9 protein-coding genes and 1 tRNA gene are annotated in these 12,148 nt (G+C 44.8%); 8 read left to right on the top strand and 2 right to left on the bottom strand.

Annotated elements, in window-relative coordinates; translation table 11 throughout:
* Nucleotides 1-57: 57 nt before the first annotated feature.
* A complete protein-coding gene (locus ACFSUS_RS24430) occupies nucleotides 58-516 on the top strand; it encodes a P-loop NTPase family protein (protein ID WP_381526798.1) in 459 nt (152 codons plus the stop codon).
* A gap of 270 nt (nucleotides 517-786) precedes the next feature.
* On the opposite strand, the gene ACFSUS_RS24425 is transcribed toward ACFSUS_RS24430, so the two are convergent.
* Nucleotides 787-870: transfer RNA gene (locus tag ACFSUS_RS24425), tRNA-Thr, on the bottom strand.
* Between the two features lie 79 nt (nucleotides 871-949).
* Here ACFSUS_RS24425 and ACFSUS_RS24420 point away from each other — a divergent pair.
* From ACFSUS_RS24420 to ACFSUS_RS24395, 6 genes are all read left to right on the top strand, one after another.
* Entirely contained in the window at nucleotides 950-2,149 is a 1,200-nt protein-coding gene (locus tag ACFSUS_RS24420) for a site-specific integrase (RefSeq protein WP_381526796.1), read from the top strand.
* Nucleotides 2,150-3,287: 1,138 nt separating this feature from the next.
* Nucleotides 3,288-4,478 (top strand): VapE domain-containing protein, encoded by a 1,191-nt coding sequence (locus ACFSUS_RS24415; RefSeq protein ID WP_381526794.1) that lies wholly within the window; start codon nucleotides 3,288-3,290, stop codon nucleotides 4,476-4,478.
* A 388-nt stretch (nucleotides 4,479-4,866) separates the two neighbouring features.
* The gene (locus ACFSUS_RS24410) at nucleotides 4,867-5,223 is read left to right on the top strand and encodes a hypothetical protein (protein ID WP_381526792.1); all 357 of its coding nucleotides are present in this window, start codon (nucleotides 4,867-4,869) and stop codon (nucleotides 5,221-5,223) included.
* A gap of 79 nt (nucleotides 5,224-5,302) precedes the next feature.
* Nucleotides 5,303-6,136: an AAA family ATPase gene (locus tag ACFSUS_RS24405; RefSeq protein WP_381526790.1), complete on the top strand. Its 834-nt coding sequence runs from the start codon at nucleotides 5,303-5,305 to the stop codon at nucleotides 6,134-6,136.
* 1 nt (nucleotide 6,137) lies between these two features.
* Nucleotides 6,138-7,124: a DUF3871 family protein gene (locus tag ACFSUS_RS24400; RefSeq protein ID WP_381526788.1), complete on the top strand. Its 987-nt coding sequence runs from the start codon at nucleotides 6,138-6,140 to the stop codon at nucleotides 7,122-7,124.
* A 49-nt stretch (nucleotides 7,125-7,173) separates the two neighbouring features.
* Nucleotides 7,174-7,425 (top strand): hypothetical protein, encoded by a 252-nt coding sequence (locus tag ACFSUS_RS24395; protein WP_381526786.1) that lies wholly within the window; start codon nucleotides 7,174-7,176, stop codon nucleotides 7,423-7,425.
* Between the two features lie 395 nt (nucleotides 7,426-7,820).
* Here the strand turns inward: ACFSUS_RS24395 and ACFSUS_RS24390 are convergent, their stop codons facing one another.
* Complete coding sequence (locus ACFSUS_RS24390; protein WP_381526785.1) at nucleotides 7,821-8,768, bottom strand: hypothetical protein; 948 nt, start codon at nucleotides 8,766-8,768, stop codon at nucleotides 7,821-7,823.
* A 619-nt stretch (nucleotides 8,769-9,387) separates the two neighbouring features.
* Between ACFSUS_RS24390 and ACFSUS_RS24385 the strand changes: the two genes are divergently transcribed.
* A complete protein-coding gene (locus tag ACFSUS_RS24385) occupies nucleotides 9,388-12,144 on the top strand; it encodes a type I restriction endonuclease subunit R (protein WP_381526783.1) in 2,757 nt (918 codons plus the stop codon).
* The last annotated feature ends 4 nt before the right edge of the window (nucleotides 12,145-12,148 follow it).

The raw sequence follows: 12,148 nt of genomic DNA, 5'->3' as shown, positions 1-12,148 counted from the left end.
CTATTTGGCGCGTCTGGGTCCGGCGTAACTACTTTAAGCCAGTTACTTAGTCAAGAATTGAACGTACTATACTACGACACTGATTCTTACCATTGGGTGCCAACGTATCCTGCTTTTACAATTAAACGCCCTGCCGACGAGCGTCATCAGTGGTTGATAAGCGACTTGGCAAAACAGAATCGATGGATATTGGGTGGTACAGTGTATAACTGGGGAACATACTGGCAATCAGCCTTTGATCTTGCCGTTTATTTATGGATCCCGGCTGAGATTCGATTACAGCGTTTGAAGCAACGAGAAAAGGCCCGTGGCGTGCTCCAAGGCAAAGCCCTCAATCAATCTCAGCAGTTCTTAGAATGGGCTGCTCATTACGATACTAACGATTTACCAGGCAGAAATCGAAGCAGGCACGAACAATGGATGCTTCGGCTTACCTGTCCTGTACTACGAATTGAAGGTGATACTACTTTGCCTAAGCGGCTACAACTCGTTCTCGACGCGCTCAATAAAATGTAAAAAGCCGGAAGCCTGTTTACTGTAATAAACAACCAGAGCTGGGGACATGTAATGTCATGTTGGCATATCCTTTAAATCAGTACAAATCCAAAAAAAACAGCCTCTTAGCACACTTGTTGAGGGACGACTAATTGAAGAGTCACTGGAGGGATTCGAACGGCAGCGGCCGACCGTCCCCGACGCGCTTGGCCATCCTGATGACAAATCAGGCGGAATCGACCGCACAAAAAAAGCACCTCGCTGTTGAACGAGGTGCTTTCCTATTAACCGAGCCAGTGGAGGGATTCGAACCCCCGACGCGCTTGCGCATCCTGATTACAAATCAGGCGGAATCGACCGCTATCCGACACTGGCAAGGCCATTTTTAGAGTTTTAGAGAGGTTTTTGAAGATAGGTCAGACCTAAATGTTTTACCTATGTTTTACCTTATTCTATGAACCTATCAATTAGAATTCTGCTACGGCTTGATAAGCCCAATTCTGACAAACAGTATCCCATCCACATTAGGCTAACCCAAAACCGGAAGCATTATTACATAGCCACTAAGCACCGGGTCAGTTATGATCAATGGGATGAAGTCAGATTACGAGTTAAAAAAAACTGCCCTGCTCAAAAAGCTATCAACGAAGATTTGTCAGAGATCTACAACCGGATCATCCGACTGAGCAATGATGATCTCCATCCAACTCAAATTATTCAACAGATAAAAAAACTTCCTGAAGCCCCCCCTGAGCTTACTGTTCCTTTAGTTGGAGTAGCTATTACTGACTTAGCTAAACAGCTACGGGCCGCCAACCGGATTAGCTACGCCCGGGCTTTTGATGACTTACACTCGGCTTTGCTCAGATTTTGGCAGGAAGACAAACCGGCTACGGCTATTACATATACCATGCTGGTAGACTGGGAGACCTTTCTACTTCAGAATGGTTGCCGTATGAATAGTGTCTATGTGTACATGAGGCATTTAAAAGTTGTTGTTAATCGGTTACGTAAAGCTGGATTGATGCCCAAAGAATGGTACCCATTTGAATCATTTAGTTTCTCCAGATACGGACGAATCCGCACGATTAAGCGGGCTATCAGTCAAGAAGCCATCCAACAACTGATTCAACTAGAGCCACCCACTCTAGCCCAGCTTAAAGCCCGGGACTTCCTTCTTTTCTCGTACTATTGCCGGGGTATAAATTACCGGGACATGGCCCTACTGACCTCAGAGAATCTGCATGAGGGACGATTAATGTACATACGGTCTAAAACAAAAAAATCATTTTCCATCAAAGTAACTGAACCGGTTCAGACCATTTTGACAAATTACCACAATAAAGGTGGTTATCTGCTTCCTATTCTAGACAAGCGAATTGACCAAACACCCGAGGCTATAGAGGAGAAGATCCGAAGCTCTCGTCAGAATGTTAACCGATGCTTACGTAAACTGGGGAAGTCTATCGGCCTAAACCTGAATATAACAACTTACACAGCCCGGCATAGCTTTGCTACGGGCCTGAAGAAAAAGGGGGTACGGAATGGGCTTATCTCTGAAATGATGGGACACCCAACCGAAGCTGTTACTCAGATCTATTTGAAGAGCTTTGAAGATGACGAGTTAGATTCAGCTGCCGAGGTTCTCCTGTAATATATAACCCTAAGTTTAACTTGCTAACAGTTTCACAATAGCTGTATCTATTGCAGTAATTAGCGGCTGGCTAGGGTAATGTTCGGAATACAAACCCCAAACCTAAATACAGGGGTCTAATGATAATTCGTTGGATGGAGTTAACCAATAGTTCATCTACACAAAGCTATTAATGAAATTATCTGAAGGTAAATTTTGTGTATTAAAAACCGTGAGGTAACTTTGTCACTGTATTAGAAGAGTGGCAATCACCTCACGGTGAGTTCTTCAATCACTCTTTTCCTTACTAGTGTCTATTTTTACGGACTCCTCCGCCGGTTGTAATTGGTATCTTCCTTAAGAAACCTTAACCGTTGACTCCTTACTGACACTGCTCCTTTACAATTCGGTCTAGTAGGCCTGAGCTTCATAAAGCCAGTCGGCCTAGCTGTACCCCTCCCTCCGCCAACTGTCGGACATCTCCTGTAGAAGACCATCACCCAGTCAAGCGGCCATGTCCCACCTCTAAAACATGACTCATGTTTCTAGAATTTACCGACGATGAGGCTGACTATCGCAGAGCCTTACCGTTCCGTAACTCAAACCCAGAACCCGTACAAACCCCTTCCTGTATCACATCCTTTTACTCTATCGACTCCCAAGGACAACGTATGTATGACCGGGCATTTATTGTAGCCCAAAACCTACCTGACAAGTCAACTGTGATAGATACTATCTCAGGAGATCCCTACGTCCTGGATGTTTACAGAGCTCCAAAACAAAACTTTCTATTGCTTCATGTCCGGGTGAACCCTCCCCAGCTCACCTATGAACTTGCTCAGAATCTAATGATTAACTGTTTCAACAGCAGGTATAGCTGTGTCAACCTGTTCTAGATGATACCCGAATAGCCGACGATTACTCTGGCAGCAAAGTATACCAGTATCCAGACTCATACTCTCTCTGGAGAGGCTAATTCTTGAGCGTCTGATTTAACTGATCTAGGCTAGGCACCGCTGAAAAGTAGCTTTAGTATATTCCGTAGGTCTTGCTGATCCGTTCTTTAACGGAGTTATAATGCTCCCTCCTACGGCCTTCTCCTCTGATTCACTCCCCCAATTTACGAAGTAGTTTTACCCTAAGATAATCACCACCTTTTATGAACCAGCAGTCGTTAATCTGTCTTGAAGAATTTTTGAGGAGCCAGTATGAGTTCCGAAACAATGAAGTAAAGGGCCGTGTTGAAGCCAGGCCAAAAAGCGGTAAGGCAGCCTTTAAGAATGTAAATGACAGACTTATCAATAGTCTTTGGAGGTCTTGTTCAAAGAACTCTATACAAACTTCCCCAGATGAGATTAGACGACTGATTGAATCCGATTTTGTTTCCACTTACAATCCGTTCCGGAGCTACATAGACGGACTACCTGCCTGGGACGGGACGACTGATCACATCCAGCAATTAACTGACACGATCAAAACCACCAATCAGTCTTTCTGGGCCAAATACCTGCGTAAGTGGCTGGTGGCAACAGTAGTTTGCCTATATAAGGATAAGGCTGTTAACCAGCAAGTTTTAATTTTGATGGGCCGACAAGGCTTAGGTAAAAGTACATGGCTTGATAGATTGGTTCCTAAATCATTAAATCAATATTATTATTCAGGTACAATCGAGCCAAATAATAAAGACACCCTTATACACTTATCTGAATGTATGCTGATTAACCTCGATGAGCTTGAGAATATGAACCGAAAGGATGTTGGCTCTTTTAAACAGATCATTACACAAGGATCTATTTTAGTCAGAAGACCCTATGCTCGGTATCCTGAAAATCTTGTTAGAAGAGCATCCTTTGTGGGATCAGTTAACAGTCCAAGGTTTCTCAATGACCCTACCGGCTCCCGACGTTATCTTTGTTTTGAGGCTACAAAAATTGACCATAACCACAAAGTTGACATAGATTTGGTATACGCTCAAGCCGTAAATCTATACTTAGATGGGTTCATATCTCACCTTAGTACTGAAGAGGAGAAGGAGGTAATGAAGGAGAATGAACAATTTACCGTTGAAACTACCGAAATGGACTATTTGTCGAAGTATTTTGAAGTGACTGATGAAACCACAGCAACGGACGTTTTAACTACTACTGAATTACTTCATGAATTAAACAAGTTGGTTGGTAATTTAATACCTGTTAATAACTCCAGCCTCCAAAAGTTAGGAAAATCTTTATCTAAAAGTGGATTTACCAGGGTAAAGCGGGCCAATGTTTATAAACACCTGCTTCTTCGGAAAGAACTTCCAGCAATAACCAGTCATTTTACTTTTGACAACATCAGAGATCAAGTCTGATTATTGGGTAAGGTAGGTAAGCAATTCTCCAAAAAGGTACGGCTCGTAATGTGCGGCCGTACCTTTTTATTATAAGCCTATTTTCAAGACTAACCGCTTACCCTACTTACCTGAATAACCCCCACCCCAAAATCCTTTATATACATGCCCCCCCCTACCTGGGAAGGTGGAACGCCCCATCTTCGGTCGGTCGGCTGGGTACGCCCCGGTAATTAGTGGTATGAACTTGTTTGGCTGATGTTGCCGGATGTTTGAACCTAAGCAAAACAGGCGGCTTACTACTATTTCGGCAGTAGCTTACCATTATAACTAATCAGTTTACTATAGCCACTAGTTGGAACCTAGCCCACCTAGAATCAATCTTTTCACATTCAAACCAATTCTAATTATGGTTACTGTATCGGATTACCAACAACGAACCCCAGCCGGGGGAGAGCCCTTCTTTGTACTAGAATTGACCAATCAGGAGCTAGAAATGGTCGTTTCTCAACAGACCGGCCGATTCTATGCTACCGTCCGTAAGTGTTACATACCGGCCACTTTCCCCGAGCCGGTCTGTAAGATGATGGTCGGTAAGCAACTGCCAGGTAGTATAACCCGGACAGAGTGTGACCCTTATGAGTTTACTATCCCGGAAACCGGAGAGGTTGTTACGAGAACACACCGGTACGAATATCAGCCCATTGAGCAGGGATCTTTGGAGCAAACGGTATTGGCCGGTACACCGCTGCTATCTGTATTATGAGACGGGTAAGGAGGGTAAGCAATCTGACGGAAGGGGCCATAACGGTCCCTTTTCTTTTTTCACCCAAACTATAACAACCATGATCTTACGAAAAGCTAAACGGAAACAAGCCCGTATCCGTACCTTTTTGCAAGGCCCCAGTGGAGCTGGAAAGACCTACTCAGCCTTATTGATGGCTTTTGGGTTAACCGACGATTGGTCAGCCGTTGCCATCATTGATACCGAGAACCATGCGGCTGATCTTTACGCCCATCTTGGAGACTACCAGGTGTTGACCTTGGAGCCGCCGTTTACCCCCGAACGGTATATTGAAGCCTTGGTAACCTGTGAACTAGCCGGGACAAAAGCCGTGATTATGGATTCCCTGTCAGCGGAATGGACCTTCATCCTAGAGGCTCATGGTGCTACAACTGGTAACAGTTACACGAACTGGTCTAAGTTTACACCCAGGCATGAAGCTCTGATACAAACCATTCTTCAAAGCCCATGTCACATCATTGCTACAGTCCGGGCCAAGCAGGATTACGTCCTAACCGAAAAGAACGGAAAGCAGGTTCCCGAAAAGGTTGGTATGAAAGGAATTACCCGAGAGGGTATGGACTATGAATTTACTCTGGTTTTTGAGATCGACGGACGGCATCAGGCCAAAGCTACAAAGGACCGGACTGGCCTTTTCTCGAATAAGCCGGAGTTTGTTTTAACGGCCGATACTGGTAAGCAAATTCTCCATTGGTGTAATACCGGGACCAGCCAGCAGCAGGTGCAAACCCTGATTCAGCAGGCTCCAGATGTAGCAACCTTACGGGATCTGTATGCCACCTACCCGGAATTTCGGCAGGTACTAGGTCCTCTTTTCACCCAGAGGAAAGAACAACTTCAACTGATTTCTCAACCCCAATCCCCCAATAATTAATATGGAAACCCAACTTATGCGTCATGAACTTGATGCTTTGGAAGCCGTTGTCCTTTCTGACGGTGTCTCTTCGGATTCGGCTTTTATTACAGCCAATACCCTGCCTGCATCCCTGACCGAGATGCAGCAACACCACATCATCCCGGTGTACAGCAAGGACAATGAACCACTAATCAGCCATGGAGAGTTCATAGAAGCCACTATGGAAGTGGTGTACCAGTTGTTTCCCGGAGAAACGGTATTAGAACCGGCCGTTCGGGTTTCTCATCCAGTGAAGGGCCGAATCCCCCAAGCTCGTAACAAACCGGCCAAAGATTTACAGGAATGGGAAAAAACCTTGTATTATGAACGGGCCGCCTTTGTCATTGAGATACCGACTATTCATGACAATATTGGAGGTAATCCATTATCCTTAACGGTTGGTGGAGTAAAAGCCTACAATATGGATAGCCTACACCAAAAGAAGGGAGTAGATGAGCACTTTAAGGTATTTATTGGCTTCCAGAACAAAGTGTGTACAAACCTGTGTGTCTGGTCGGACGGGTATGTAGCCGACTTACGGGTTAAGTCAGTCGATCAGTTAGCCAAGGCTATTGCCGATCTTATCAGCCGATACAGAGCCGAACATCAATTACAGGTACTAGCCCAGTTAACAAACTACTATCTGACCGAATCCCAGTTTGCTCAATTGATGGGTCGATGCCGGTTGTACCAGTTCCTACCGACAGCTGCTAAACGGGAGGTTCCACCGCTGCTCCTGGGTGATCAGCAGTTCAGCACCATTGCCAGGGATTACTACCGGGATGGGTCTTTCTGTCGACAGGAAGACGGCTCTATAAGTTTATGGAGGGTGTATAATCTATTCACTGGGGCGGTTAAGTCTAGCTACATTGACACATTCCTGGACCGGAATGTCAACGCTTTTGACTTGACTTCGGGTTTGTTACAAACGGTTCAAGGTGACAGGAATAATTGGTTTCTCCAATAGACGGACAAGGCAGAGGGCTAATTAGCTCTCTGTCATTCCCTGTTTACTCATGGGCCAGAAATCTTCTCTCCAACCTATCAGCTTCGATGAGGCCAATAGCTGTCTGTTTATCAACTCGGCCGGTGTTCTGTTTCGAGTCTTCTGTCCATTTCAAGTAGTTTGCCGAATTGCTTACCCACCTTACCGGGTAGGGGACCGACTTGTCGTAACCCGAATCGGAGCCAATCCCGATCAAACCATATTGTTCCAGATTGACCGAGAGTATAGACCTCACCATTTCTTTACTCTATACCTCAGATAAGACAGTTGAGTAGGCGGTTATGCTGAATTTTGTTGGCCACGTTCTTTTGAGACGGTTTCCGCAGTAGACAAAACCACTGAAAATGAACGTAGCATTCTTACTCTGGCACGATTGAGACCTTTTTTGATTATCATTACAACAGAAGCATACTACAACTACGGCCAAGATAAAGTTATTTAGGCAGGGTCTTGAGCCGGGCAGTACTACGTCAATGACTCAGGGAGTAAAGTTTACATTCCCACATCAAACAGACCATTTTAATTGGAAGACTGGTCAAGATTAACCCGCATATGGTTTCTTTGGTAAGTACTGTGAATTAAGATTATGAACAGCCTGCTAACACGAGCTAGCAGGCTGTTTCAGCAAATTGATAATCCATTAGAATATATAACTCATTATTCACAATCAGAATACATGTAAGTAACCTCAAGAGGAGGGCTATCTGGATAATTTGGAGGAATACCTATTAAGGTTTGACACTGTATTGGATACCCCTTCTTGTTGTAACTATATTTACTTCCCTCACCAAAATAACCACCAGAATTATTGGTAGTTGACTTTGTTCTATTATTGACACTTGTACCATATAATTCGTAATTAGGTATTCCTTTAAACTGAGATAATAATAGTTCAGGATTTATCTTATCATCGTACTCAAACAAATTAGTTCGGGTTACCTTTCCTCCTATAATCTCCTCAGACCGGATCAAGTGACCTGTATTATCATAACTGAATTGTCCCGAAGATTTAGTTACACCTGTTTGGTCTAAGTTGTTAACCTTGACAATATATCCTTGAGAATTAAACTCATACTTTTGCTGATTGGAAGAATACTTGTCATTAACGATTAAACCGGATGGTTTACCATCTGTAAAAATGAGCATAGAGATACTACTAGAGCTTTCATCTCTAACCTCTTTAAGATTGTTACCCTCATACTCAAAGTATCTCTTGTACTGAGCTTGGCCCTTTACTTCCATTTCAACTAATAGACCTTTGTCATTATATATATAACTTTCATCATATACAGTTGATGAATCAATTTGCCCAGTATTATATATTCCTCTCTGGCGGATGAGTTTTCTTATCAGAAACTGACCTTTATTGTATGTATAGCTTGTGGTTTTAACAGATACGTAACCTTGCTTCCGATCTAAGGTTTCTACGTCTTGAGTAAGTAAGTCTAATTCGTTGTATGTAAACTTTCTGTCCGAAAAGAAGTAGCCCCGTTTGGTTATAGATTGTAGCTTACACTTTCGGATAGGGGTAACCTCTTCAGGTTTCTTGGGAGTACAACCAAGTAGTACAGCTGTAAGGAAGATAGAAAGAAGAATAAATCTCATTAGGTATCTGGGTGTATAACAGTATGAGCCGGACGGTTGTATCAGGGTCCAACCTGCAAAAATAAAGTGTACAGGAGTAGCTAGTTAGCTAAATTTATTAATTGGCAGATAGTATAAGCAGATACCTGGAACATCTACATCTTGAAATCAAATAAAGTTAAACCTGCCATACAACCAGCCCGAGTTGATAAGCACCCAGCTTATGCAGCTGGTGTAAACTTACCCTATTTATCAGACTACCTGAAGGATAGTCTTAATGGATGCTTATATGTTATCAACGGCATATTATCAGGGTTGATACCATTCATCAAGAATGTAGTTAACGCAGACTCAATTGAGATTCTATCTCCGACGGAACAACAATCTTAGGTGCCAATTCGGCAAGTGGTAGCTTTCAAGGTAGTGGATCGGACAGTGTAAGTCCGTACGGGAATGGATCGGTTAATGGGTCAGGAAGGGTACTCTAAGTTCTTACAATACATGTTAACTGGCTGGTATCGGTAACCAAACCTTGCAGTTTGCAACACCTATATATACCGATTACGAAATACAAGGTTGCCATTGGGTTACATGGTGTGTAATCTTTGTATATTACATGCTTGTAATATATTCATACTAAATGACTCCCGAACAAATTGCCCGCCAGTTTATCGACCGGATGTTGGTTGAGGCTGGTTGGGTTATACAGGACGTTAAAGCTCTTAACTTCTCTGCTAACGTAGGTGTTGCTGTACGAGAATACCCGACCGATTCCGGACCGGCAGATTATGTACTTTTTATCGACCGAAAGCCGGTAGGAATTATTGAAGCTAAACCGGAGGGAACCATCTTGACACCGGTAGAGGAACAATCCGGTCGGTATGCAGTCAGTAAGCTAAAATGGCAGAAAGATCACCAACCGCTGCGGTTTATCTACGAATCCACTGGTACGGAAACCCACTTTACGGACAACTCTGATCCAGCCCCCCGAGCCAGGGAGGTGTTTTCATTCCACCGGCCGGAAACGTTGAAGAACTTGGGCAGACAGGGTATTGCTCTCCGCCAACGGTTGCAGCAATTTCCGGAACTGGACACCCGGAACCTACGGGAGTGCCAGATTAAGGCTATAACTAACCTTGAAACGTCATTTGGGAAGAATCAACCCAGAGCCTTGGTTCAAATGGCCACTGGATCAGGCAAGACCTTTACGGCAATTACGGCTACTTACCGGCTGTTGAAATATGCCAAGGCTCATCGGGTTCTGTTCTTAGTTGATACCCGGAACCTTGGAGAGCAGGCCGAACAGGAGTTTCAGGCTTTTACTCCCAATGATGATCCACGGAAATTTACCGAACTGTACAACGTACAACGGCTCCGTTCATCTTTTGTAGACCCTTCCGCTCAGGTTTGTATCAGTACCATTCAACGGCTTTACTCGGCTCTTCGGGGGGAAGAGATAGATGAGTCTGCCGAAGAGACATCTCTTAATGAGACAAAGACTACTCCTGTTTCAAGGGAGGTTGTTTATAACTCAAAGATTCCAATAGAGACCTTTGACTTTATAATTATTGACGAAGCTCATAGGTCTATCTATAATGAATGGAAGAAGGTTCTTGACTACTTTGATGCCTTCCTGATTGGTTTAACCGCTACTCCGGATAACCGGACCTTTGGCTTCTTCAACCGGAATGTGGTCAGTGAATACACCTACGAACGGGCTGTGGCCGATGGGGTTAACGTCCCCTTTGATATATACAGTATTGAAACCGAGATAACCAAAAACGGGGCCGTTGTTAAGGCTGGAGAGTGGATTGATAGAAGGGATCGGCAAACCCGTCGGAAACGGTGGGAGCAGTTAGACGAGACTACGGCCTACACGGGCACTACTCTTGACCGAGATGTGGTCAACCCAGATCAGATCCGGACGGTCATTAAAACCTTCCATGACAAGCTACCTGAGATTTTCCCTCACCGGAAGGAAATTCCCAAAACCCTGATATTTGCCAAGAGTGATTTCCATGCGGATGATATTATTAAAACCGTCCGGGAGGTGTTTGGAGAAGGGAATGAGTTCTGCCGGAAAGTTACCTACAGTGTAGGCAAGAACGGTGGAGAAAAGCCATCCGAGGTACTAACCCAATTCCGAAATGATTACAATCCCCGGATTGCCGTTACGGTGGATATGATAGCCACGGGGACGGACGTAAAGGCTATTGAATGTCTGCTGTTCATGCGGGATGTGAAGTCCCGGTCATATTTTGAGCAGATGAAAGGCCGGGGAACCCGTACCATGGCTGCCGACGATCTCCGGAAAGTCACCCCTTCAGCGGTAGGCAACAAAACCCACTTCGTACTGGTGGATGCTGTGGGGGTCAGTAAGTCGGTCAAGACGGACAGTCGGCCTTTGGAACGTAAGCCAGGCGTATCCCTAAAGGATTTGCTCTGGAATGTGGCTGTTGGGGGAGATACATCCGAAGATACCCTAACCTCCCTGGCAAACCGCCTGACCCGACTGGAAAAGCAGCTTAGTCCGCCCGAACGTAACCGGTTAACAACGGCTTCGGGAGGTAAGACCATTAACCAGGTCGTTAATGAGCTACTGGATGCATACAATCCTGATAAGATAGAAGAACGGGCCGGACAACTCCAAGCCCAATCCGGAGGAGACATAACACCGGAAACCCTGGAGGAGGCTCGGGAGGAGCTAATCAGAGAGGCTTCCAGTGTGTTTGACAATCCGGATTATCGAAACCTGATTGAATCTATCCGTCGGGACCATGAGCAGTTGATTGATGTGGTCAACTTGGATACGGTTGTTGCGGCCGGCTGGGATACTTCTATGACCGAAAAGGCTGGCACTATCATTCAGGACTTCAAGACATACCTGGAGGAGCATAGGGATCAGATAACAGCCCTGCAAATCTTCTACAACCAACCAAACCGACGTCGGGAGCTTACCTACCGAATGATTGAGGAGGTTGTAGAGAAGCTAAAAGCAGATCGGCCAACCTTAGCTCCGTTAGCTGTCTGGAAGGCTTATGAAGCTTTAGAAAAGGTAAACGGTAACCAGCCAAAGAATGAACTGATTGCTTTGGTGTCTCTTATCCGTAGAGTCCTGGAGATTGACCCGGAGCTAACTGCCTATGACCTGACTGTAAACCGGAACTTCCAGAACTGGGTATTCCGTCAGCAAGCCGGGGCCTTGAAGTTTACTGAAGAGCAGATGGATTGGCTTCGGATGATGAAGGATACCGTAGCCCGATCTATCCATGTTGACCGGGACGTTTTTGATTATTCTCCCTTTGTAGAACGGGGTGGGCTGGGCAAGCTCTGGAACCTGTTCGGAGAACGGACCTTCCCGCTGATAGAAGAACTGAATGAATACTTAGCCGCCTAATACA

Source organism: Spirosoma soli (assembly GCF_042684525.1).
GTDB classification, from domain to species: Bacteria; Bacteroidota; Bacteroidia; order Cytophagales; family Spirosomataceae; genus Spirosoma; species Spirosoma soli.
This window is presented reverse-complemented; position numbering and strand designations above follow the sequence as displayed.